Annotated in this window: 23 protein-coding genes; 12 read left to right on the forward strand and 11 right to left on the reverse strand. The window is 66.2% G+C overall.

Annotated features, from left to right (window positions below):
- Window positions 1–477: 477 nt before the first annotated feature.
- Complete coding sequence (locus tag AAC050_RS06845) at window positions 478–1,323, forward strand: DUF2971 domain-containing protein (RefSeq protein ID WP_339914325.1); 846 nt, start codon at window positions 478–480, stop codon at window positions 1,321–1,323.
- Window positions 1,324–1,377: 54 nt separating this feature from the next.
- Here the strand turns inward: AAC050_RS06845 and polA are convergent, their stop codons facing one another.
- The 3 genes from polA to AAC050_RS06860 form a co-directional block, all read right to left on the reverse strand.
- Window positions 1,378–4,299, reverse strand: coding sequence for a DNA polymerase I (gene polA, locus AAC050_RS06850; RefSeq protein ID WP_339914326.1), 2,922 nt, complete (start codon window positions 4,297–4,299; stop codon window positions 1,378–1,380).
- 71 nt (window positions 4,300–4,370) lie between these two features.
- Window positions 4,371–4,811, reverse strand: coding sequence for a VOC family protein (locus tag AAC050_RS06855; protein ID WP_339914327.1), 441 nt, complete (start codon window positions 4,809–4,811; stop codon window positions 4,371–4,373).
- Between the two features lie 15 nt (window positions 4,812–4,826).
- Window positions 4,827–5,066, reverse strand: a complete 240-nt coding sequence (locus AAC050_RS06860) for a zinc-finger domain-containing protein (RefSeq protein ID WP_339914328.1) — start codon at window positions 5,064–5,066, stop codon at window positions 4,827–4,829.
- Window positions 5,067–5,190: 124 nt separating this feature from the next.
- Here AAC050_RS06860 and AAC050_RS06865 point away from each other — a divergent pair, with 124 nt between their 5' ends.
- A complete protein-coding gene (locus tag AAC050_RS06865) occupies window positions 5,191–6,165 on the forward strand; it encodes an ABC transporter ATP-binding protein (protein WP_339914329.1) in 975 nt (324 codons plus the stop codon).
- A gap of 100 nt (window positions 6,166–6,265) precedes the next feature.
- Here AAC050_RS06865 and AAC050_RS06870 read toward each other — a convergent pair whose 3' ends face one another.
- From AAC050_RS06870 to AAC050_RS06880, 3 genes are read right to left on the reverse strand one after another with little or no spacing between them, the layout of a single operon-like run.
- The gene (locus AAC050_RS06870; RefSeq protein ID WP_339914330.1) at window positions 6,266–6,664 is read right to left on the reverse strand and encodes a Tat pathway signal protein; all 399 of its coding nucleotides are present in this window, start codon (window positions 6,662–6,664) and stop codon (window positions 6,266–6,268) included.
- 23 nt (window positions 6,665–6,687) lie between these two features.
- A complete protein-coding gene (gene bioB / locus AAC050_RS06875) occupies window positions 6,688–7,677 on the reverse strand; it encodes a biotin synthase BioB (RefSeq protein ID WP_339914331.1) in 990 nt (329 codons plus the stop codon).
- A gap of 40 nt (window positions 7,678–7,717) precedes the next feature.
- On the reverse strand, window positions 7,718–8,626 hold the full coding sequence (locus AAC050_RS06880) for a retroviral-like aspartic protease family protein (RefSeq protein ID WP_339914332.1): 909 nt from the start codon (window positions 8,624–8,626) through the stop codon (window positions 7,718–7,720).
- 178 nt (window positions 8,627–8,804) lie between these two features.
- Between AAC050_RS06880 and ahcY the strand changes: the two genes are divergently transcribed.
- Window positions 8,805–10,196, forward strand: coding sequence for an adenosylhomocysteinase (gene ahcY / locus AAC050_RS06885; protein WP_339914333.1), 1,392 nt, complete (start codon window positions 8,805–8,807; stop codon window positions 10,194–10,196).
- 146 nt (window positions 10,197–10,342) lie between these two features.
- Here ahcY and AAC050_RS06890 read toward each other — a convergent pair whose 3' ends face one another.
- Complete coding sequence (locus tag AAC050_RS06890; RefSeq protein ID WP_339914334.1) at window positions 10,343–11,464, reverse strand: hypothetical protein; 1,122 nt, start codon at window positions 11,462–11,464, stop codon at window positions 10,343–10,345.
- 140 nt (window positions 11,465–11,604) lie between these two features.
- On the opposite strand from AAC050_RS06890, the gene AAC050_RS06895 reads away from it, so the two are divergent.
- Both AAC050_RS06895 and AAC050_RS06900 read left to right on the forward strand, forming a co-directional pair.
- The gene (locus AAC050_RS06895) at window positions 11,605–11,811 is read left to right on the forward strand and encodes a twin transmembrane helix small protein (RefSeq protein ID WP_339914335.1); all 207 of its coding nucleotides are present in this window, start codon (window positions 11,605–11,607) and stop codon (window positions 11,809–11,811) included.
- 16 nt (window positions 11,812–11,827) lie between these two features.
- On the forward strand, window positions 11,828–12,400 hold the full coding sequence (locus tag AAC050_RS06900; RefSeq protein WP_339914336.1) for a cob(I)yrinic acid a,c-diamide adenosyltransferase: 573 nt from the start codon (window positions 11,828–11,830) through the stop codon (window positions 12,398–12,400).
- Window positions 12,401–12,517: 117 nt separating this feature from the next.
- Here the strand turns inward: AAC050_RS06900 and AAC050_RS06905 are convergent, their stop codons facing one another.
- Window positions 12,518–12,859: a hypothetical protein gene (locus AAC050_RS06905; protein WP_339914337.1), complete on the reverse strand. Its 342-nt coding sequence runs from the start codon at window positions 12,857–12,859 to the stop codon at window positions 12,518–12,520.
- Between the two features lie 123 nt (window positions 12,860–12,982).
- Here AAC050_RS06905 and AAC050_RS06910 point away from each other — a divergent pair, with 123 nt between their 5' ends.
- From AAC050_RS06910 to arfB, 7 genes are all read left to right on the forward strand, one after another.
- Entirely contained in the window at window positions 12,983–13,747 is a 765-nt protein-coding gene (locus tag AAC050_RS06910) for an electron transfer flavoprotein subunit beta/FixA family protein (RefSeq protein ID WP_339914338.1), read from the forward strand.
- Window positions 13,747–14,679: an FAD-binding protein gene (locus tag AAC050_RS06915; protein ID WP_339914339.1), complete on the forward strand. Its 933-nt coding sequence runs from the start codon at window positions 13,747–13,749 to the stop codon at window positions 14,677–14,679. Before AAC050_RS06910 ends, AAC050_RS06915 begins: the two co-directional genes overlap by 1 nt.
- 20 nt (window positions 14,680–14,699) lie before the next feature.
- Window positions 14,700–14,987, forward strand: a complete 288-nt coding sequence (locus AAC050_RS06920) for a DUF167 domain-containing protein (protein ID WP_339914340.1) — start codon at window positions 14,700–14,702, stop codon at window positions 14,985–14,987.
- Window positions 14,988–15,082: 95 nt separating this feature from the next.
- Complete coding sequence (locus tag AAC050_RS06925; protein WP_339914341.1) at window positions 15,083–16,576, forward strand: amidohydrolase; 1,494 nt, start codon at window positions 15,083–15,085, stop codon at window positions 16,574–16,576.
- Entirely contained in the window at window positions 16,576–17,937 is a 1,362-nt protein-coding gene (locus AAC050_RS06930; protein ID WP_339914342.1) for an amidohydrolase family protein, read from the forward strand. Before AAC050_RS06925 ends, AAC050_RS06930 begins: the two co-directional genes overlap by 1 nt.
- Before the next feature lie 13 nt (window positions 17,938–17,950).
- Complete coding sequence (locus tag AAC050_RS06935; RefSeq protein WP_339914343.1) at window positions 17,951–18,427, forward strand: YaiI/YqxD family protein; 477 nt, start codon at window positions 17,951–17,953, stop codon at window positions 18,425–18,427.
- Complete coding sequence (arfB, locus tag AAC050_RS06940) at window positions 18,424–18,828, forward strand: alternative ribosome rescue aminoacyl-tRNA hydrolase ArfB (protein ID WP_339914344.1); 405 nt, start codon at window positions 18,424–18,426, stop codon at window positions 18,826–18,828. Before AAC050_RS06935 ends, arfB begins: the two co-directional genes overlap by 4 nt.
- 11 nt (window positions 18,829–18,839) lie before the next feature.
- On the opposite strand, the gene AAC050_RS06945 is transcribed toward arfB, so the two are convergent.
- From AAC050_RS06945 to AAC050_RS06955, 3 genes are read right to left on the reverse strand one after another with little or no spacing between them, the layout of a single operon-like run.
- On the reverse strand, window positions 18,840–19,283 hold the full coding sequence (locus tag AAC050_RS06945; RefSeq protein WP_339914345.1) for a hypothetical protein: 444 nt from the start codon (window positions 19,281–19,283) through the stop codon (window positions 18,840–18,842).
- A gap of 22 nt (window positions 19,284–19,305) precedes the next feature.
- On the reverse strand, window positions 19,306–20,901 hold the full coding sequence (gene ubiB / locus AAC050_RS06950; protein WP_339914346.1) for a 2-polyprenylphenol 6-hydroxylase: 1,596 nt from the start codon (window positions 20,899–20,901) through the stop codon (window positions 19,306–19,308).
- On the reverse strand, window positions 20,889–21,665 hold the full coding sequence (locus tag AAC050_RS06955; protein WP_339914347.1) for a class I SAM-dependent methyltransferase: 777 nt from the start codon (window positions 21,663–21,665) through the stop codon (window positions 20,889–20,891). The genes ubiB and AAC050_RS06955 overlap by 13 nt, the downstream gene beginning before the upstream one ends.
- Window positions 21,666–21,704 lie beyond the last annotated feature (39 nt).

Here is a 21,704-nt window from a genome sequence, read left to right on the forward strand (position 1 = left end):
CGATCGGTGAAAATTTCAACAATCGGGCCTGTTTTTCACCGGCGATCCGCGTCGCCTGACGGGGGCAACATCCATCATTTCGGCGGCGTCACCGATATGATCGCCGCCCCGTCTCCTCCCCATTCCATGGGGAGGGGGACCGCGAAGCGGTGGAGGGGCGCTAGCTGCCGCACCGGCCAAAAGGAGTGACGCAAATTTCCTTGGAGTCGCCCGCGAACGCGGCCCGTGCGGAGTGCTGTGGGGCGCAGCACGACATGTCGGCGCATGGGCTGCCCGGAGCGGGTGACCTTCTGGACGCGGTCATATGGGGCGAGCGGGGATGTGGCGATGGCGTGAGGGGTCGCTTAAGCGACTGCTGCTGACTTAAGGTGCCGCGTTTTGAGGATCGCTCTCGGATGCTCGAGACTGTTCAAATCTCACGGATTGCCAACTCTCCAGTGAGCAGTAGAGTGAACGTGAGGAAGCCGGGATTCGTCTTTGTCGACTGCTGACAATCTACACGACGCGGTGCCCATAAGCCGCCTGACGAGGCCGGGTGACCATCACTCAGCCTTCAAATATGTCGGCCTGAATACCAAGACTTCATGGGACTATTTCGAGCGCACGCTGAACCAGCACGAGTTGGTCGGTGCTACGGCCAACGCCCTCAACGATCCGTTCGAGCTGTCACCGTTTATCTTTGATGACCTTCGCGCCGACACAGTTGCCGCGGCCACTGGATTCAACGGACTCTTGCTGAAACTCCAGAAGCTCCCCGCAGGCGTGGAGGAAAATTTTCCCGACATGGCTCCGCATAGGCAGGTGGCGGAGGAGTATCTGGCAAGGATCACGCGCTATTCGCGGGTCGTGTCGTTCTGCGAGCGCTCGGATTCGCCCCTGCTATGGTCGCACTATGCACACAGCTACCAAGGTGCCTGCCTGCACTTCGTCGGACGGGCCTTCAGCCATAAATCGGGCAAAACTGGTTTCGTCACATATTCCGAGCAGAGACCGACCTATCCGTTGAGCCTGGCGCTGAGACTTTCCAATCCGCATCGCGACGACAGCTGGGTCGTGGCCGAAGCAGAAAGTGACAAACTGATCTACTTTTCTAAGGCGCGCGAATGGGCTTACGAGAACGAAATTCGATCTGTCTACAACGCTAACAGCCAAAGCAGCGCCAGCTTCAATCCGCTCGGCCTAATCTCGGTGATCGTTGGTCCTCGGATGGCCTCAGAGGATATTGACAGGGTCAAACGCTTGGTCGCCGCTTCCCCGCTCAGGGCCCTGCCGATCCGCCGGGCTAGACTTTCAACCAACTCGTTCTCGGTGGAGATCGACTAGGGTGCCTCCCAATAACGGCGGTCAGGAAGCCTACGGGAATCCAATCTGAAAGGGTCAATGCGCCTCATCCCAGTTCCCCGCCGCCCGCGCATCGACCACCAACGGCACCGACAGAGCCACGGCCGGGTCCCCCGCCCCCTCCATCACCCGCCTGATCACGGCGATGGCGGCCTCGGCCACTCCCTCCGGCGCCTCGAAGATCAGTTCATCGTGCACCTGCAGCAGCATCTTCACCTCGGACCCTGACCCCGGCCCAAACCCCGCCTCGACCAGCGCCCCCGGCATCCGCATCATGGCGCGGCGGATGATGTCGGCGGCCGCGCCCTGGATCGGGGCGTTGATGGCGGCGCGTTCGCCGAACTGGCGCTCGGCCCCCGATTTTGAGTGAATGGCGGGGATGTGGATGCGGCGGCCGAACACGGTGGAGACGTATCCGGCCTCGCGCACCTCGGCCTTGATCGCCTCCATATAGTCGCGGATGCCGGGGAAGCGGTCGAAATAGGTCTTGATATAGGCGCCGGCCTCTTCCCTCGGAATGTTCAGCTGCGCCGCCAGGCCGAAGGCGCTGATGCCATAGACGATGCCGAAATTGATGGCCTTGGCGCGGCGGCGCGTCTCGGCCGGCATGCCCTCGACCGGCACGCCGAACATCTCGCTGGCCGTGGCGGCGTGAATGTCCTGCCCGGCCTTGAAGGCGCGTTTCAGCTCGGGAATGTCGCCGATATGGGCCAGCAGCCGCAGCTCGATCTGGGAATAGTCGGCGCTGATCAGCACATGGCCCGGCGCGGCGATGAAGGCCTGGCGGATCTGGCGGCCGGTCTCGGTGCGGATCGGGATGTTCTGCAGATTGGGGTCGGAACTGGCCAGCCGCCCGGTGCTGGCCGCGGCCAGCTGATAGCTGGTGTGGACGCGGTCGGTGCCGGGGTCCAGGGCCGCGCTCAGCGCATCGGTATAGGTGCCCTTCAGCTTGGCCAGCTGGCGCCAGTCCAGCAGCACGCGCGGCAGCTCATGGGTCAGGGCCAGTTCGTCCAGCACGGCGGCGTCGGTGGCCCACTGGCCCCCGGCCGTCTTCTTGCCGCCGGGCAGGGCCATTTCGCCGAACAGGATCTCGCCCAGCTGTTTGGGGCTGGCGACATTGAACGGCCGCCCGGCCAGGCTGTGGGCCCGGGCCTCCAGCTCGACCATCTTCAGCCCGAACTCGTGGCTCAGGCGTTTCAGCCGCGCCGGGTCGACGCGGATGCCGTGCAGCTCCATCTGCGCCAGCACCGCCGGCATGCCGCGCTCCAGCGTCTGATAGACGGTCATCAGCCCGGCCGGGGCCAGGCGCGGATACAGAATCCTGAACAGCCGCAGCGTCACATCCGCGTCCTCGGCCGCATAGGCGGTGGCCGGTTCCAGCGGCACATGTCTGAACGAGATCTGGGCCTTGCCGGTGCCGCACACCGCTTTGAACGGGATCGGCTCATGCCCCAGGTGCAGGCGCGACAGCTCGTCCATGCCGTGGCCGTGCAGCCCGCCCTCCAGCACATAGGAGATCAGCATGGTGTCGGCGATCGGCCCGACGTTCACGCCGTGGCGCGCCATCACCGCCAGGTCGTATTTGATGTTCTGGCCGACCTTCAGCACCGCCGGGTCCTCCAGCAGGGGTTTGAGCCGTTCGAGGGCGGTGGCGGCGTCGATCTGGACGATCGGGGCGCGGGTGTCGGGGGTGTCGCCGAAATCCAGCCCCCCGGCCCCGGCCATCTCGGGATGGGCGTGGCTGAGGGGAATATAGCAGGCCTGGTTGGGCCCGACCGCCAGCGACAGGCCGCACAGCCCGGCATGGGTGGCCGACAGGGCGTCGGTCTCGGTGTCGAAGCCGATGATCCCGGCCTCACGGGCGCGGGCGATCCAGGCGTCCAGCTGCTCCAGCGTCTGCACACAGTCATAGGCGGCCGTGTCGAAGGGCTGGATCGCCACATCGGCCCGGACCGGCTGGGGGCCATGGCGCGGGCTGGCCACCGGGGCCGAGAGGGTGCCAGAGGCGCCCTGTGCCGATTTGGGCTCGAAGGCCGAGCCGTCATGGGCGCTGGCCTTGCCGTCGCCGACGCGCCTCTGCAGGCTGCGGAACTCCATCAGCTCCAGAAAGGCCGACAGGGTGGCCGGGTCGGGGTCGCGCACCGCGAATGCCTCGACCGGGGCGGGCAGGGGCAGGTCGCACACCAGGGTGACCAGGTCGCGGCTCATGCGGATCTGGTCGGCGAACTCGATCAGGGTCTCGCGCCGCTTGTTCTGTTTGATCTCGGACGCCCGGGCCAGCAGGGTTTCCAGATCGCCGTATTCCAGGATCAGCTGGGCCGCGGTCTTGACCCCGATGCCGGGCGCGCCGGGAATATTGTCCGAGGTGTCGCCGATCAGGGCCTGGACATCGACGACCCGGTCGGGCGTGACCCCGAATTTGTCGAACACCGCCTCCTCTTCCAGCCGCCGGTCCTTCATCGGGTCGTACATCACGACCCCGCCGCCGATCAGCTGCATCAGGTCCTTGTCGCTGGAGACGATGACCGCCTCGCCCCCCGCCTCCCGCGCCCGACAGGCATAGGTCGCGATCAGATCGTCGGCCTCGTAGCCGGGCAACTCGACGCAATGCACCCCGAACGCCGCCGTCGCCTCCCGCACCAAGGCAAACTGCGGCACCAGATCCTCCGGCGCCGGCGGCCGGTGCGCCTTGTAGGCCGGGAACATCTCGCTCCGGAACGTCCGCTCCGAATGATCGAACACCGCCACCAGATGCGTCGGCCCGTCGTGCCCCTTCATGTCCTGCAGCAGCTTCCACAGCATATTTGAGTACCCCTGCACCGCCCCCACCGGCAGCCCGTCCGACTTGCGCGTCAGCGGCGGCAGGGCGTGGTAGGCGCGGAAGATGTAGGCCGAGGCATCGATCAGCCACAGGCGCATCGGGGCGGTCGTCGGGGTGTCAGATTCGGTGGCGCTCATCCGGCGACCATAGGCGTCGCGCGCGGCGGCGTCATCGTCTTCGACGGGCCCTCAGGCCCGGACCGTGACGGTTACCAGCTTCCGGTATTGGGCATCGACAGCCACGGCTCAACCGGGGTCAGGGCCGGCCCTTCCTGCAGCAGTTCGATCGAGATGCCGTCGGGCGAGCGGACGAAGGCCATGCGGCCGTCGCGTGGCGGCCGGTTGATGATCACGCCGCCGTCCATCAGCCGCTGGCAGGCCGCATGGATGTCCGCGACCTTGTAGGCGAGGTGGCCGAAATTGCGACCGCCGTCATAGGGTTCGGGGTCCCAGTTGAAGGTCAGTTCGACCTCGGGCGACCGTTCTGCCGCCGAGCGCTCGACGTCGGCGGGGGCGGCGAGAAAGACCAGGGTGAAGCGCCCGGGCTCGTTCTCCATCCGCCGGACCTCGGTCAGGCCCAGCAGGTCGCAGTAGAAATGCAGGGATGCGTCGAGGTCGGTCACGCGAACCATGGTGTGCAGAAAGCGCATCCGACCTCCGTCGACTCAGTGGGCTTCGGGCGGACGGGCGGCCGGATCGAGATATTCGTTCTCGGGCAGCGGGTGGTCCGACAGCACGAAACGGCGGTCGCAATAGCCGCACTCGACGAAATCATCCTCGCCCATGTCCATGTAGACGAGCGGATGACCCAGAGCCCCGCCGCCGCCGTCACAGGCGACACGTTTGGTGGCGACCACGATCTGTTCGGGCGGCGGGATGATCGCAGTGATATGGCGCGGGGGCATTTTCAGCTCGTGACCTTGGCGGAACGGATCGCCGCGCATACCTATGCGTCGCGCCGACAGGCGTCAATTTATTGGTGACTGGCCGCGCTTCGCGTCGATCGGGGCCCTGAGGCATGGACTGTTGATGACCGAAACCGAAGCTCTGCCCGTCAACGCCATCGAGGTTCACGGTCTCGAGAAGACCTATGCTGGTTCCCGCAAATCGCCGCCCAAGACCGCCCTGCGCGGCGTCGATCTGGTTATCCCCCGCGGCTCCATGTTCGGTCTGCTGGGACCCAACGGCGCGGGCAAGTCGACCCTGATCAATATCCTGGCCGGTGTCGTCAACAAGACTGGCGGCACGGCCGCCATCTGGGGGCGCGATATCGACCGCGACCCGCGCGACGCCCGCGCCGCCCTCGGCGTGGTGCCGCAGGAGATCGTCGCCGACGTCTTCTTCACCCCGCGCGAGGCGCTGGAGGTTCAGGCCGGATTCTACGGCGTGCCGGCGAACGAACGCCGCTCCGACGAACTGCTGGCGGCGCTCGGCCTGTCGGACAAGGCGCACGCTTATGTCCGGGCCCTGTCGGGGGGTATGAAGCGGCGACTGATGGTGGCCAAGGCCCTGGTGCACAATCCGCCGGTGCTGATCCTCGATGAACCCACGGCCGGGGTCGACGTCGAGCTGCGCCGCCAGCTGTGGGAATACGTCCGCCGCATCAACGCCGAGGGTGTGACCATCCTGCTGACCACCCACTATCTGGAGGAGGCCCAGGAGCTCTGCGACACCATCGCCATCATGAACCGGGGCGAGGTCGTGGCCTGCGAGCCGACGCCACAGCTGCTTCGGCGACTGGACACTCGCAACGTCATCGTCACGCCGGAGACGGCACAGACGCCGCCGCCGGTGCTAAGGGGGTTCGACGTCGTGGCCCGTCCGAACGGGGCCTTTTCCGTCACCTATCGCAAGGGGAAGTCTTCGGTCGAACAGGTGCTGGCGGCGGTGCGCGCGGCCGGGATCACCATCGCCGACATCACCACCGAGGATCCGGACCTGGAAGACGTTTTCCTGGCCCTGACCTACGGCAATGTCGACCAGGTCAGTCCGACGAAGGACTAGATAAACCCGGACCTTTTTCCGGGGGCTGGCCGAGGCCGTCAGAAACGAAAAGGCTCCGGATCGACCGCTCGCCCTGACAGGCGATATCCGCCGGGCGCGTTCAAACCACCATCACTGTGCCAATCAGCAATTTCGCCCCGGGACGGCCAAGGGTGGCGTCGGTCGCCGCCTGGAGCTGGGTCACCAGCCGATCAACGTTCGGAGCCGTTCCCGGCAGCATGGCTCCGGCAGCGCGCTGAACCACTATATTGTAGGCAGCGCGCAACCTCGGGGCGGAATGTGCGGCACGGCTGTGCAGGGCGGCGTCGGCGACATCGACGCCGGTCTCCACTGTCATCACCCCGCGTCGCCCCCCCGTCCGCAGGATGGTGGCCGTGACCATCGGAAAGCGGATGTAGGTGCTGGTCGACGTGCTGTCGCCTTCGCTGCTCGAGGCCCGGGCGGGAACGGCAGTCGATGCGGCAAGAGCGGCGAGGCCGAGAAGTTTGCGACGATCCATGCCTGGACGATAGTCACCGCCGCTTAAGGTGTCGTTACGGTGATCGGCTCCATCGGGCGCAGGTCCAGCAGGGCGAACAGGGCTGCATCCTCGTCCTGTTCCGGATTGGGTGTGGTCAGGAGCTTGCCGCCGACGAAGATGGAGTTGGCCCCGGCGAGGAAGCACAGGGCCTGCATTTCCGGGGTCATGGTCTCGCGCCCGGCCGACAGCCGGACCATGGCCTTGGGGCACACGAGGCGGGCGACGGCGACGGTGCGGACGAATTCGATCGGATCGATCTCGCCGACAGCGAGGACCCGGTCGCCCAACGGTGTACCGGTGACCGGCACCAAAGCATTGACCGGCAGGCTGTCGGGGTGTTCGGGCAGGGTGGCCAGGGCGTGCAACAGGCTGGCCCGGTCGCGCCGGGCCTCCCCCATGCCGACGATGCCGCCGCAGCAGGTGCTCATGCCGGCGTCCCGGACATGCTGCAGGGTGTCGAGCCGGTCCTGGTAGGTCCGGGTGGTGACGACCTGGGCATAATACTCCGGCCCGGTGTCGAGGTTGTGATTGTAGAAGTCGAGCCCGGCATCCTTCAGCTGGCGCGCCTGGTCCGCGTTCAGCATGCCCAGGGTGGCGCAGGTCTCGAGGCCGAGGGCCTTCACCCCGGCGATCATGGAGGCCAGCTTCGGGGTGTCGCGATCCTTGAGCTCGCGCCAGGCGGCTCCCATGCAGAAGCGACTGGCCCCACTCGCCTTGGCCGCCATGGCCTCGGCAATCACGGCCGTGGCGTCCATCAGTTTTTCCGCCTTCAGCCCGGTATCGAAACTGGCCGACTGGCTGCAATAGCCGCAGTTCTCGGCGCAGCCGCCGGTCTTGATCGACAGCAGCTGGCTCTTCTGGACTTCGGATGGATCGAACCAGTGCCGGTGCACCGTCGCGGCTTCGAACACCAGCTCCATGAAAGGGCGAGCGAACAGGGCCTCGACTTCGTCGAGAGTCCAGTCGTGGCGCGGGACAGAGGTTTCGATCATAAGGCGCTGTATAGACGCGACGCTCTTGCGTGCAAGGGATTCAGACGTAGAGGCTGAGTTCGCTGCGCCGAAGATCGATGTGGACCGAGCTGAAGAGCCGGAGGACATCCAGACCGATGAGCATCGCAGGCTGATCTTCGAGTCCCCAGACCCGGAAGCTATGGAAGTCACCGACAGCCACCGCGAGGTCGGAGATTGTTATGCCTGCGAAATTCAGTGACGGCAGGAGCATTGCCCTGCCCGTCGTCACTTCCCCCGTAGGGCTTTGAACGCGTCTGATGATTTGTCCGTCACCGGGAACCAGAAGGGTGGCGCGACCGACCTCGGCGGCGGCACGATTCAGAATCGTGCCGTCAGCTCCGGAATCGATGATGGCGACGGTGGAGGCGCGGCCGATCCGGGCGGGGATCATCAGCAGGCTCCCCATAAGTCGCTCTCCGGCAACGACCAAAGGGATGCCTGAAGAGCGTCTGCCGAGAAACCCTCTCGGGGGAGAGTTGGACCGCGCGATGCGAACCCGCTGGGTCCCGCGAAAATTGAGAATCAGCTTCCGGTCGACCAGCAGGTCGCATCCAAGCATGCCATCCAGACCGGCCATGGCGGTCCGCTGTCCGACGGCAAGGGTAACGTTACGGGCATCCAGCGTTCCGCTCTCCATTCGGGAGACGCGGACGGCGGGCACGACTTCGCGCGCGACGAGGGTGTGCATTCCAATCTCGCCGAGCGACTCCAGCTGCAGACGCTCTGCGACATCGCTGGAGATGACCGAGGCGTTGGCGGCCGTGTCCACCATGAAGTTGAAGGGACCTTCGCCGTTCAGGAACACCGACACGGTCGCGCGCCCACGATGCAGAGCCTCGGAATCGAAGGACTCCTGCCACGCGAGGGCGGGCAGGGGATCGGCCGCAAGGCTGGCGGCGGTGGCAATCAGTATGCGTCGTGTGACCATCCCGGTCTCGACCCTCCGTGTTTAAATGAAGCGTTGGATCCCGGCTCTTGGCAAGTGCAAGGCGGCAGCGGGTCCAAAAAGACATAAGGATATCCTTATGTGTTCATTGCCCCTTAAGCACCGGCGGGTTATAGACCTCCCATCCTGAATTTCCCCCGATTGGTGAGAGACCCCCCTCATGACCGACTACATCGTCCGCGATATTTCGCTTGCCCCGTTCGGCAACAAGGAAATCGCCATTGCTGAAACCGAGATGCCGGGCCTGATGGCCCTGCGCGAGGAGTTCGGTGCCGCCAAGCCCCTGAAGGGGGCCCGCATTGCCGGCTCGCTGCACATGACCATCCAGACCGCCGTGCTGATCCAGACACTGGAGGCCCTCGGTGCCGACGTCCGCTGGGCCTCGTGCAACATCTTCTCGACCCAGGACCACGCGGCTGCCGCCATCGCCGCTTCGGGTACGCCGGTGTTCGCGACCAAGGGCGAGACCCTGGTTGAGTACTGGGACTATGCCCACAAGATCTTTGAATGGGCCGACGGCGGCTATCCGAACCTGATCCTCGACGACGGCGGCGATGCCACCCTGCTGTGCGTGCTCGGTCCCAAGGCCGAGAAGGACATCTCAGTGCTCGACAATCCGGAAAACGAGGAGGAGGAAGCCCTCTATTCGGTGATGAAGCGCTACATCAAGGAGAAGCCGGGCTTCTATTCGGCGATCCGCGACGCCATCGGCGGCGTGTCGGAAGAGACCACCACCGGCGTCCACCGCCTGTACCAGATGGCCGAAAAGGGCGAGCTGCCCTTCCCCGCCATCAACGTCAACGACAGCGTTACCAAGTCCAAGTTCGACAACCTGTATGGCTGCCGTGAATCGCTGGTCGACGCCATCCGCCGCGGCACCGACGTCATGCTGTCCGGCAAGGTCGCCGTGGTCTGCGGCTACGGCGATGTCGGCAAGGGTTCGGCTGCCTCGCTGCGCAACGGCGGCGCCCGCGTCATCGTCACCGAAATCGACCCGATCTGCGCCCTGCAGGCGGCAATGGAGGGCTATGACGTCCAGACCCTCGACGACGTCTGCGACAAGGCCGACATCTTCGTCACGGCCACCGGCAACAAGGACGTGATCACCGTCGATCACATGCGCCGGATGCGTAACAATGCCATCGTCTGCAACATCGGCCACTTCGATTCCGAGATTCAGGTCGCCGGTCTGAAAAACTTCAAATGGGACGAGATCAAGCCCCAGGTCGACCACATCGAATTCCCGGGCGGCAACAAGATCATCCTGCTGTCGCAGGGACGTCTGGTGAATCTGGGCAATGCCACGGGCCATCCGTCGTTCGTGATGTCGGCATCGTTCACCAACCAGACGCTGGCGCAGATGGAGCTGTGGTCCAACAAGGCCAAGTACGAGAACCAGGTCTATGTCCTGCCCAAACATCTCGACGAGAAGGTCGCGATGCTGCACCTGGCCAAGCTGGGCGCGAAGCTGACGACCCTGTCGAAGGAACAGGCCGCCTACATCTCGGTCCCGACCAAGGGGCCGTTCAAACCGGATCATTACCGCTACTAGAGCAGGGCTTGGGTTTTGCCCCGGCTTGATCCGGCTTCTTCGTCCGTTCCGCGGGCGTTACGGAATAAAGAAAAGGGGGCCGGTGGAAATCCACCGGCCCCCTGCGTGTTCGTTGTGGTGACCTGGCGCGGCTACGGTCGCGGAATTCAGGCCTGTAATTGATAGGTCGGTTGAACGTCGCCGCGAACGGCCAGGCCGGCTTCGAAATCCATGAAAATGTCGAGCAGTTCACCGACCTCGACCGGGGCCTGATTCCGGCCGAAGCGGAACCGCCAGAAACTGATGATGTGCTGGATCGCCCCCAGCTGATCGCCCAGTCGGCGGAACATGCTCGGGGAATCAATCAGGAATTCGCGGAATTTGGTCGAGCCTCCTTCGACCATCAGGCTGGCGTAGGCCTTGTCATAGACCTGGATGGTCAGGGCCACATCGTCACAGGTCCGGAAGATGCTGTCGCTCAGCACCTCCCGGCTGCGGATCAGGCGGTCGCGAATATGTGGCTCGGCCGTCCCGATAGGTTTGATGGTGGCGATAGCCTCGACCACGTCGGCGATTTCGTCGCTCAGGGTGGTCAGAACCCATTTGTAGTAGAGGAAGCCCTTCCAGCAGAACACGCCCTCCAGATATTCCTCTGGCGGCAGCCGCAGGGCCTCACGCAGGGCCTCCATGCGGTCGCCCGGCGCATTGGACAGAATCTTCTCGGTCAGAACCTGGGCCTGACCCGCGGACGAACCGGCGGATCCCAGGCTGAGCGTGACCAGCGGCATGATCTCCTGCTCGACGAAATCGGCCATTCTTTCCGTGTCGGCGGTGCTGATGCCGAAATAGCAGGGAGCCGGTTCTATGCCGCCCCGTCTCAGCTGTTCGCGCAACAGGAACGGGTCCAGTGAGGGCAGCTGGTCCATGAAGCGAAGGGTTTCGAGGTCAGGGTGACTCGAGTTCATGCCGAACGTTTCCAGCATGACCTTGTCGAAGTCGATCTGGTCGACGAAGACATAGCTGCCACCGGCGCTCAGGTCGTCGGCGTTGATCGGAATGACCAGTTTGGTTGCGACATGGCGTCGGCCGGCAAACACATCCAGCTCATTACGACGCAGCCGGTGCTTGATCACCATGGCACGGTTCAGCGGTGAGGCGAGAAACATGGGGTGTTCGGCCCAGGCGTCGGTATCTCCATATTCGGCATGCACCCGGTGCAGGTTGAGCAGCCGCGCGGTTGAGGCCGAACGGTGCAGGTAGGCTAGACTGCGGATCGTGCGATCGGTCATGGTGCTTCTCGCCGCCACCGTGGCAGAAAATGGTGACCGACTGTTTAGTGTGTCGTCGATTTTCAGGCGGATCGGCTGCGGTGCCGTGTCGCGCAACAGCCCGGCTGGCCACCGGCCGCGGTCGGGCCTAGAAGGGCTTTATGCAAAACGTCTTTACGATCCTGATCCTGCTGGCGGTCGCCGCCGTCACGGTCACGCTGGGATTCGGCATACATGCCCTTTTTCGCGGCGGTGAATACGGGCGTACCCACTCCAACAAATTGATGCGTCTGCGGGTGGTGTTGCAGGCCGTGGCCGTCGTGCTGTTGATGACCGGCCTGTGGTGGAAGTCGTCGCACGGTGGCTGAGGGCGGGAACTAGCGAATGGTTGTTCTGAACCGGATCTACACTCGCACGGGTGATGACGGGTCCACGCGGCTGGCCTCGGGCGCGCCGGTGTCCAAAACCGATGTCCGGGTCGAGGCCTACGGGGCGGTGGACGAGCTGAACGCCGTCATCGGGGTCGCCCGGCTGCATTCGGGCCAGAACGACCGGATCGACGCCATGCTGGGCCGGATCCAGAACGAGCTGTTTGATCTCGGCGCGGACCTGTCCACGCCGCACGACCCAGAGCCGAAATGGGAGGCGCTGCGGATCATCGACAGCCAGGTCGAGCGGATCGAGGCCGAGATCGACTGGATGAACGACTGTCTCAAGCCGCTGGACAGCTTCATCCTGTCGGGCGGCGCGCCCCTGTCTGCGCACCTGCATCTGGCCCGGACCGTCTGTCGCCGGGCCGAACGCGAGGCGGTGCGGCTGGCCGAGACCGGCGCGACCGTCACGCCGGCGGCAGTGCGTTACCTCAATCGCCTGTCAGACCATCTGTTCGTGGCCGCCCGTCGGGCCAATGCCAACGGGGCGGGGGACGTCCTGTGGACCCCCGGCGCGACCCGCTGACCTCCTGGAGCGAAATCGGTTGAGTTGGACGCAGTCCAACTCGGCTCAGATTTCGCTCCAGTTTGAATCTGGACCATTTTTTGGATTCAGGTCGAGTCGACCTGAAACAAAAATGGTCTAGCGACCCCGGCTGGCAGCCAGTCGGGCCCGCTGGATTTCAGTTTCAGCATCGCGGGCGCGTTTCTGGGCGGCGATCTCATCCTCGATCCGCACCAGTTCGCGGTTTTTCTCGGCGGACTCCTCAGCCCGCTTTCCAGGCAGGGGGCGGCCGGTGATCTCGGCGATCGAGATCGGCTGGGCGCAGATACGGCCCTCGTTGGCCCACCAGCGGCCGCTCTCCTCGCAGCGTTCGCCCGGTGCGGTCCAGAGCGCCTGGTAGGCGAAGGCCCCGCCGACCAGTATGGCGAACAGTCCGAGGAACAGGGTGCTCAGCCGTTTCATCGTCAACAGGCGGTTCATGACAGGGTTCCGGTCGGTTCAGGGGCGGCTTGCGGCAAGGGATTGACCCCACGTTACGTTGACAGGCCCTTCCGGCCGTTCCATTCCCTGCCGCAACATTCCGGCACTTGTGTGGGTAGGCTCATGAAGGTTCTCGTCCCTGTCAAAAGGGTGATCGACTATAACGTCAAGGCTCGAGTGAAGTCTGACCAGACCGGCGTCGATCTGGCCAACGTCAAGATGAGCATGAACCCCTTCGACGAGATCGCCGTCGAGGAGGCTGTACGCCTGAAGGAAGGCAAGGAGCATCACGCGGCCGGAACGGCGACCGAGATCGTCGTGGTGTCGATCGGCGTGACCCAGGCCCAGGAGACCATCCGTACGGCCCTGGCCATGGGGGCCGACCGTGGCATCCTGATCCAGTCCGACACCGATCTCGAGCCGCTGGCTGTCGCCAAGCTGCTGAAGGCGGTCGTGGACGAGGAGAAGCCCGACCTGGTGCTGCTCGGCAAACAGTCGATCGACGGGGACAACAATGCCGTCGGCCAGATGCTGGCGGCCCTGCTGGACTGGCCCCAGGCCACCTTCGCCGGCAAGCTCGTCATCGCCGACGGCAAGGCCACGGTGACCCGCGAGGTCGACGGCGGTCTGCAAACCCTGGCGGCCCCGCTGCCGGCGGTGGTCTCGGTCGACCTGCGCCTGAACACGCCGCGCTATGCCTCGCTGCCGAACATTATGAAGGCCAAGAAGAAGGAAATCGCGGTCAAGGCGGTCGCCGACTACGGCGTCGACACGGCCCCGCGGCTCAAGGTGGTCAAGGTGACCGCGCCGGCCCAGCGCACGGCCGGCATCATTGTGGCCGACGCCGCCGAACTGGTTTCCAAGCTCAAGACCGCGGGGGTCCTCTAATGGCTGTTCTCGTCATCGCCGACCGTGACGGGGACACCGTCCGCGACACCACCCACAAGACCGTGACGGCGGCCCTGGCCCTGTCCGGGGACGTCGATGTTCTGGTCCTCGGCGGCGGCTCGAAGGCCGCTGCCGGTGCCGCCGCGAAGATCAAGGGCGTGCGCAAGGTCCTGACGGCCGAAAGCCCCGCCCTGGGTCACCAGCTGGCCGAGGCCGTGGCCGCGACCGTGGTCGCCATGGCCGGGGGCTATGACGCCATCCTGTCGCCGGCCACCACCGACGGCAAGAATTTCATGCCGCGCATCGCCGCCGCCCTCGACGTCGCGCCGATCTCGGACATCATCGAGGTGGTGTCGGCCGATACCTTCGTGCGTCCGATCTATGCCGGCAATGCGCTTGAGACCGTCCAGTCGTCGGACGGCAAGAAGGTCATCACCGTGCGCCCGACCGCCTTCAACGCGGCGGAAGAGGGCGGTTCGGCCGCGATCGAGGCCGCCAAGGTCGTCGACGCCGGTCGCAGCGCCAGCTTCGTCTCGGAAGAGATGGTCAAGTCCGACCGTCCGGAACTGGGCGCGGCCAAGATCGTCGTCTCCGGCGGTCGCGCGCTGGGCTCGGCCGAGGAATTCCACGCCGTGATGGACCCGCTGGCCGACAAGCTGGGCGCTGCCGTCGGGGCCTCGCGCGCCGCCGTCGACGCCGGCTATGCGCCGAACGACTATCAGGTCGGCCAGACCGGCAAGGTCGTGGCTCCCGGCCTGTACATCGCCATCGGTATCTCCGGCGCGATCCAGCATCTGGCCGGGATGAAGGATTCCAAGATCATCGTCGCCATCAACAAGGATCCCGACGCCCCGATCTTCCAGGTCGCCGACTTCGGCATCGTCGCCGACTACAAGGTCGCCGTCCCGGAACTGATGACGGCCCTGGGTTAAGGGGCATCGGGCGGAGCGGCGTGTCCGATTTCGCCCGTTTCGCCGTCAAATTGACCCCCGGCGCGTCCCTCGACCGCATCGACGGCTGGGATGTCGACGCCGAGGGGCGCGCGATCCTGAAGGTGCGCGTGCGGGCCCGCCCGGTCGAGGGTGAGGCCAATGCCGCCTTGCTGAAATTTCTCGCCAAAACCCTCGGCGTGCCGAAGTCCGCCGTGACGCTGCAGCGCGGCGGCCAGTCGCGGCTCAAGATGATCCGTGTCGATGGTCTGGACGACGATGGCGTCAGGGCGAACCTTACGGCGTTGTAATGAATCCCGCTTTGACGGCGGGGCACCGAGGGGGTCCAATCCCTCCATCACACATCGCCGGAGGCGGCGATGGTTGGGTCTCTGGGGAGTATTCGATGATCGTCAATCGCCTGCGGGGCTCCAGCCTCGCCGTCCTCGCCTGCGTTCTCGCGGGCGGACTGTCGCTGGGGGCCTGCGCCACCACCGGCACGACCGATTCGTCGGCCCCGGCCGCGTCCGGCGCGAGCAATGGCCGGACCATGGCGCGCGGCCTCGACGCTGCCACCAATCCTGACCCCTATCCCTCGACCTATGCGGCCCTGCCACGCGAGAACATGGCCATTGTCGGAGCCACGGTCCTGACCGGAGCGGGCACGAAATTCGACAATGGCGTGGTCATCGTCACCGACGGGCGGGTCGCCGCGGTCGGCGACGCCTCGACCCCCGTGCCCGCGGGTTATCGAGTGGTGGATGCCCGCGGCCGCTATGTGACCCCCGGGGTGATCGACACTCACAGCCACCTCGGTGTCTATCCCTCGCCCGGCGTCCAGGGGATGAGCGACGGCAATGAGGCGACCAACCCCAACACCGCCCAGGTCTGGGCCGAACATTCGATCTGGCCCCAGGACCCCGGCTTCAACACCGCCCGCGCCGGCGGCGTCACCACGCTGCAGATCCTGCCCGGATCCGCCAATTTGTTCGGTGGCCGCGGCGTCACCGTCCGCAATGTGCCGTCGATCACCATGCAGGGCATGAAATTCCCCGGTGCCCCTTATGGCTTGAAGATGGCCTGCGGCGAGAACCCGTCGCGCGTCTACGGCAGCCGCAACCAGTCGCCGGCCACCGGCATGGGCAATGTCGCCGGCTATCGCACCGCCTTTATCGCCGCTCAGGAATACCGGTCCAAATGGGACAAATGGCGCGAGACCGGCGAGGGTTCGCCGCCGACCCGCAATCTCCAGCTCGAAACCCTTGCCGGGGTGCTGGACGGCACCATCCTGGTTCAGAACCACTGCTATCGCGCCGACGAGATGGCGGTGATGATCGATATCGCCAAGGAGTTCGGCTACCGGATCACGGCCTTCCACCACGCCATCGAGGCCTACAAGGTCGCGCCCATGCTGGCGCGTGAAGGCATCTGCGCCGACATGTGGGCCGGCTGGTGGGGCTTCAAGATGGAGGGGCTCGACGCGGTCGAGGCCAATGCCGCCCTGGTGGATGCGCCCGAAGGCTCCTGCGCCGTGATCCATTCGGATGACGCCGAACTGACCCAGCGCCTGAATCAGGAAGCCGCTGTGGCCCTCGCCGCCGGCCGCCGGGCCGGGATGAATATCTCCGAGGAGCGGGCCATCAGCTGGATCACGCTGAACGCCGCTCGTTCGCTGGGTATCGCCGACCAGACCGGTTCGCTTGAAGCCGGCAAACGCGCCGATGTGGTGATCTGGAGTGCAGATCCGTTCAGCATCTACGCCCGCGCCGATCAGGTCTTCATCGACGGGGCCCTGGCCTTCGACCGCATGAACCCGGCCTATCAACCGGTGTCCGATTTCGAGCTGGGTCAGCCCGGCTATGGCCTCGAGGCCGCCACCGTCCGTCAGGGAGCCCGCTGATGCGCCTCAAGAGCCTCATTCTCGGTGCGGCTGCGGCGCTTGCCGTCGCCTCACCATCCCTGGCCCAGGAGCTGACCGCCATCACCGGTGGCCGGGTCCTGACCGGAACCTCGGTGATCGAGAACGGAACCGTAGTCCTGCGCGACGGCCGTATCGTCTCGGTCGGGACCGGGGCCGCCCCGTCGGGGGCCCGGATCATTGATGCGCGGGGCAAGGTCGTCGCCCCCGGCTTTGTCGCGGTCGATTCCGGCCTCGGCGGGTCGGAAGTGTCCTCGGTGCGGGGATCGAACGACCTGTCCAACAGTGCCAACACCATCAGCGCCGCCTTTGACGTCTCCTACGGACTCGACCCCTGGTCGATCACCCTGCCGGTCGCCCGGTTGGGCGGCGTGACCCGGGCCATCGTCACCCCCAGCCACTCGGGCGGCGGCGGCGGTAATCACCGGGATGACGGCGACACCGATTTCGCCGGTGCAGGAGCCGGTGGTTTCCAGACACCGGGCCTGTTCGCCGGTCAGGCCGCCATCGTTCACCTCGCCCAGGGCAATGACATTCTGGTCAAGGCGCGCGTGGCCATGGTGGCCCCGTTCGGCGAGGCCGGGGCCGGCGTCGCCGGCGGTGCGCGCGGGGCCGAGTTCACCCAGTTCAAGGAAACCCTGGCCGAGGTGCGGCTGTTCGCCCGTAACCAGCGGGCCTACGATCGGGCCGGTCTGCGTGACCTCAGCCTGTCGCGGGCCGATCTCGAGGCCCTGATCCCGGTGGCCAACGGCACCATGCCGCTGATCGTGACGGTGCATCGTGCCGCCGACATCCAGCAGGTGCTGCGTCTGGCGCGCGAGGAGGGGGTGAAGGTCATTCTCGACGGTGCCGAGGAGGGCTGGCTGGTGGCCGCACAGATCGCGTCGGCCAATGTGCCGGTGCTGCTGAATCCGACCGCCAACCTGCCGTCGAATTTCGAGATGCGGGCGTCCCGGATGGAGAATGCCGCCGCCCTGCAGGCCGCCGGCGTGGTCATCGCCATCAAGGGCAATGAGGGCTCGATCCACCGGGCGCGCGAAATGCGCTTCAACGCCGGCAATGCCGTCTCGCACGGCCTGTCCTACGATGCCGCCATCGCCGCGATCACCGTTAATCCCGCTCGTATCTTCGGCATGGGCGGCCAGTTTGGTGAGTTGAAGGCCGGGGCTGCGGCGGACGTGGTGATCTGGTCCGGTGACCCGCTGGAACCGCTGAGTCAGGCTGAGGCCGTCTATGTCGGTGGCGCGGCCCAGCCGATGTCCAGCCGCCAGCTTCTGTTGCACGAGCGCTATCGCACCGGCGGCGTTCAGGCCAACGGGATGCCACCGGCCTACGGACAGTGATACAGGGCGGGGCATGACCCCGCCCGCCCCTGCCACGACCCGCCTGTTCATCGACGCCGACGCCTGTCCGGTGAAGGACGAGGTCTATCGCGTGGCCGAACGTTACGGCCTGCAGGTCTTCGTCGTCTCCAACGGCTGGATCAACACCCGGCGCGCGCCGTGGATCGAACAGGTGGTGGTCGACGCCGGGCCCGATATCGCTGACGACTGGATCGCCGAACGCGCCGTGACGGGCGACATCGTCATCACCTCGGACATCCCGCTGGCCGACCGCTGTCTGAAGGCCGGGGCCCAGGCGCTGAAGCCCAATGGCCAGCCCTTCACCCCCGACTCGATCGGGTCGGCCCTGGCCGGGCGGCTGGTCGGCGAACACATGCGCTCCATGGGCCTGCCCACCTCGGGTCCACCGCCGTTCGGTCCGAAGGACCGCTCGGCCTTCCTTCAGGCGCTGGACACCGCGGTGGTGCGCGCCCGGCGGGAGGTGTCATGACCACCATCCCCGAAGATGAGCTGGAGTTCCGCTTCTATCGCGCCGGCGGACCGGGCGGCCAGAACGTCAACAAGGTCTCGACCTCGGTGCAGATGCGGTTCGATGCGCGCAATTCGCCGTCCCTGACCGAACCGGTACGGGCGCGGCTGATGAAGCTGGCGGGCAGCCGGCTGACGCTGGACGGGGTCATCCTGATCACCGCCGTGCGCTTTCGTTCGCAGGAGCGCAACCGCGCCGACGCCATCGCCCGGCTTCAGGAGATGGTTGATACCGCCTCGGTGGCTCCGGTCTATCGCGTGCCGACGCGGCCGACCCGGGCCTCGAAGGAACGGCGGCTGGTGGGCAAGGCCAAGCGGTCTGGCATCAAGTCGGCGCGGGGACGGCCCGGCACTTCTGACTGAATTGGCGGCGTCTATTCCGTCCCGGCCGGACGGAACAGCAGGGCCCCGATCCGACCGTCAGCGTTGAAGCCGATTATCCATTCCGTATCGGCCTTGTCGAACAGGATGCTGAACAGGTCAGTTCCGTTTTCCTTGCCCACGAACGTCACCACCTGAACCGCGCCGAGACTTTGGATCAGCGGCGTGACCTGGGCCGCCTGGGCCGTCACCGCGGCGGCCAGCTCGTCGGACAGGACGGTCGTGTCGATCGTGCCGCTGGCGGCCTGGTCGATGAAGGCGCGCAGGGCCGGTTCGGCACGGTCGTCGGGCAGGACCGCGGCCTGTGCCGGCACGGCGGACACCGCTGCGGAACGATCGAAATTGTTGGGCAGGGTCGCGGCGGCGACCCCGTCCTGGGCCATGGCATCGACAGGGGCTGCCAGCAGCGCCAGGCCGACGAGGATTACGGTCTTCATGGACGGAACTCCGGTTTGAGCCTCAGAGAATGGCAATCCAAAGCGACAGAACAAGGGCAGAGATCGCGGCGGTCAGGGCGAGGGTAACCCCGGCGATCAGCCACGGCGATGTCGCTGGCTGCACCACGACGGTATGCGGCTCCGGCGGGTTCTGCACCAGCCGGGTCAGGGCCTTCAGTGTCGCCAACCCTTCCTCCAGAGCCTCGCGCACCTGGGCCTGGGGGCCCAGCTCGCGCCGGATCCAGCGTTCGACCACCGGCTGGGCCGCGGCCCACAGGTCGTGGTCGGGGTTCAGTCGTCGGGCCACGCCCTCGACCGAGACCATGGTCTTCTGCAGCAGGATCAGCTCGGGCCGCAGATGCATGTCGAACAGGGCGGTGATTTCGAACAACTGGCCCAGCAGTCGCCCCATCGACACCTGACTGGCCTGTTTGCCGATGACCGGCTCACCGACCGCACGCAGGGCCTGGGCGAAGGCCTCGACCGAATGGTGCGGCGGCACATAGCCCGCCTCGAAATGGACCCGGGCGATGCGCGCATAGTCGCGGCTCAGGAACCCCCACAGAATCTCGGCCAGATAGCGTCGCTCGGCCGGACCGAGGCGACCGATGATGCCGAAATCGACGGCCATCACCTCGGCCGGGGCCCGGGCGAACAGATTGCCCTCGTGCAGATCGGCGTGGAAGGTGCCGTGATCCAGCGCCTGGGTCAGGAAGGCGCGCACGATGTTGTCAGCCAGGGCGTTGCGGTCCAGCCCCGGCTGGTCGACGGCGGCCGGGTCGGTCATGGCCATGCCGACGGCCCATTCCAGCGTCAGCACCCGCTTGCCGACCCCGTCCCAGACCACGGCCGGAGCCGTCATGTGGCCGCCGCCGTCCGCATGTACGGCTGCCATGATGTCCTTCAGCTCGGACGCCGCGGCGGCCTCCAGCCGCATATCCAGTTCCAGTGTCATCGACCGGGCGATGGTCTCGACGAAGGCGGCCGGCTCCAGTCGGCGTGACAGTGGCACGAAGCGGTCGGTCAGCCGGGCCCCCAGCCGCATGGAGTCCAGTCCGCGGGCCACCCGTCGCTCGACCCCGGGCCGCAGCACCTTGACCGCCACCTTGCGGCCGTCGGCCAGCCAGGCGGGGTGGGCCTGGGCCAGCGAGGCCGCGCCGATCGCATCGCCGAAATCGCGAAACAGACTGTCCAGCGGCCGTCCCAGCGAACGTTCCACCTCGACCCGCGCCTCGGCCGTGGGGAAGGGGTCCAGCCGGTCCTTGAGTCGACCCAGGTCGGTGGCGAATTCCGTGCCGAAGATATCGGCCCGCGTCGCCAGGACCTGACCCAATTTGATCGCCACCGGCCCCAGATGTTCGCAGGCGCGGCCGAGGCGCTGGCCGGGCCGCCCGTTGCGGCCTTCGGGTCCGGCGAACAGATGCAGCAGATGGGCGATCGAGCGCGCCCAGGCCGGCAGGGCGGGGGTGATCTCGCGCGGGGTCAGGGCGTCGTGACGCACCAGCACCCAGCCCCAGCCGAGCAGACGCAGCCAGGCTCCGACGGGATCGCGCACCTTCAGCGTCGCCGGGGCCGGCGGCGGGGTGGTGGTGAACAGGCGGCTGGTCAGATCGCCCACCCGTGATGGATGGCGGCGATACCGCCGGACAGGTTGGTCACCGTCACCCGGCTGAAGCCGGCGGCTTCGATCATGGTCTTGAACGTGGCCTGGTCCGGAAAGCGGCGGATGCTCTCGACCAGATACTGATAGCTGTCGCGATCGCCGGCGATCCAGCCGCCGATGCGTGGAATGGCCTTGAACGACCAGGTGTCATAGGCCTTGCGGATCGGGGCCGCGACCGGCCGCGAAAACTCCAGGCACAGGAACCGCCCGCCCGGCTTCAGCACCCGCCGGGCCTCGGCCAGGGCCTGGGGGATGTGGGCGACATTGCGGATGCCGAAACTGATCGAATAGGCGTCGACCGAGGCGTCGGGCAGGGGCAGGGCCATGGCGTCGCCGACCGACCACGACATCTCCGGCTCGCCGCCCTTGTCGACCCCGGCCATGATCATCTCGGCATTGTAGTCGAGCACGATGACCGAGGCGTCCTCGCCGCCGCGGCGTTGTTGGGCCCGGCGGGCCATCTTCGCATAGCGCCGGGCCATGTCGCCGGTGCCGCCGGCCACGTCGAGAATGGTCTCGCCCGGGCGGGGGTTCAGCTTGGCGGCGGCCGCGTCCTTCCATAGCCGGTGGACGCCACCGCTCATCACGTCGTTCATCAGGTCGTAGCTGGAGGCGACGCTGTCGAACACGCCGCGCACCATGCGCACCTTTTCGGTCGCGTCGACGTCGCGAAATCCGAAGGATGAGGTCTTGCCGGATGATGGGGCGGGGTCGGTCATCAGCGCGGTTTAGCGGTTTGCGGCGGCGGCGTCACCGGG

It is taken from the genome of uncultured Brevundimonas sp., assembly GCF_963974615.1.
In the GTDB taxonomy this organism is placed as follows: domain Bacteria; phylum Pseudomonadota; class Alphaproteobacteria; order Caulobacterales; family Caulobacteraceae; genus Brevundimonas.

Excerpts from the sequence above, each read along its gene's own strand:
- polA (WP_339914326.1), bottom strand. The coding sequence starts at position 4,299 with ATGAGCGCCACCGAATCTGACACCCCGACGACCGCCCCGATGCGCCTG.
- AAC050_RS06855 (WP_339914327.1), bottom strand. The coding sequence starts at position 4,811 with ATGCGCTTTCTGCACACCATGGTTCGCGTGACCGACCTCGACGCATCC.
- AAC050_RS06860 (WP_339914328.1), bottom strand. The coding sequence starts at position 5,066 with ATGCCCCCGCGCCATATCACTGCGATCATCCCGCCGCCCGAACAGATC.
- AAC050_RS06865 (WP_339914329.1), top strand. The coding sequence starts at position 5,191 with ATGACCGAAACCGAAGCTCTGCCCGTCAACGCCATCGAGGTTCACGGT.
- AAC050_RS06870 (WP_339914330.1), bottom strand. The coding sequence starts at position 6,664 with ATGGATCGTCGCAAACTTCTCGGCCTCGCCGCTCTTGCCGCATCGACT.
- bioB (WP_339914331.1), bottom strand. The coding sequence starts at position 7,677 with ATGATCGAAACCTCTGTCCCGCGCCACGACTGGACTCTCGACGAAGTC.
- AAC050_RS06880 (WP_339914332.1), bottom strand. The coding sequence starts at position 8,626 with ATGGTCACACGACGCATACTGATTGCCACCGCCGCCAGCCTTGCGGCC.
- ahcY (WP_339914333.1), top strand. The coding sequence starts at position 8,805 with ATGACCGACTACATCGTCCGCGATATTTCGCTTGCCCCGTTCGGCAAC.
- AAC050_RS06890 (WP_339914334.1), bottom strand. The coding sequence starts at position 11,464 with ATGACCGATCGCACGATCCGCAGTCTAGCCTACCTGCACCGTTCGGCC.
- AAC050_RS06895 (WP_339914335.1), top strand. The coding sequence starts at position 11,605 with ATGCAAAACGTCTTTACGATCCTGATCCTGCTGGCGGTCGCCGCCGTC.
- AAC050_RS06900 (WP_339914336.1), top strand. The coding sequence starts at position 11,828 with ATGGTTGTTCTGAACCGGATCTACACTCGCACGGGTGATGACGGGTCC.
- AAC050_RS06905 (WP_339914337.1), bottom strand. The coding sequence starts at position 12,859 with ATGAACCGCCTGTTGACGATGAAACGGCTGAGCACCCTGTTCCTCGGA.
- AAC050_RS06910 (WP_339914338.1), top strand. The coding sequence starts at position 12,983 with ATGAAGGTTCTCGTCCCTGTCAAAAGGGTGATCGACTATAACGTCAAG.
- AAC050_RS06915 (WP_339914339.1), top strand. The coding sequence starts at position 13,747 with ATGGCTGTTCTCGTCATCGCCGACCGTGACGGGGACACCGTCCGCGAC.
- AAC050_RS06925 (WP_339914341.1), top strand. The coding sequence starts at position 15,083 with ATGATCGTCAATCGCCTGCGGGGCTCCAGCCTCGCCGTCCTCGCCTGC.
- AAC050_RS06930 (WP_339914342.1), top strand. The coding sequence starts at position 16,576 with ATGCGCCTCAAGAGCCTCATTCTCGGTGCGGCTGCGGCGCTTGCCGTC.
- AAC050_RS06935 (WP_339914343.1), top strand. The coding sequence starts at position 17,951 with ATGACCCCGCCCGCCCCTGCCACGACCCGCCTGTTCATCGACGCCGAC.
- arfB (WP_339914344.1), top strand. The coding sequence starts at position 18,424 with ATGACCACCATCCCCGAAGATGAGCTGGAGTTCCGCTTCTATCGCGCC.
- AAC050_RS06945 (WP_339914345.1), bottom strand. The coding sequence starts at position 19,283 with ATGAAGACCGTAATCCTCGTCGGCCTGGCGCTGCTGGCAGCCCCTGTC.
- AAC050_RS06955 (WP_339914347.1), bottom strand. The coding sequence starts at position 21,665 with ATGACCGACCCCGCCCCATCATCCGGCAAGACCTCATCCTTCGGATTT.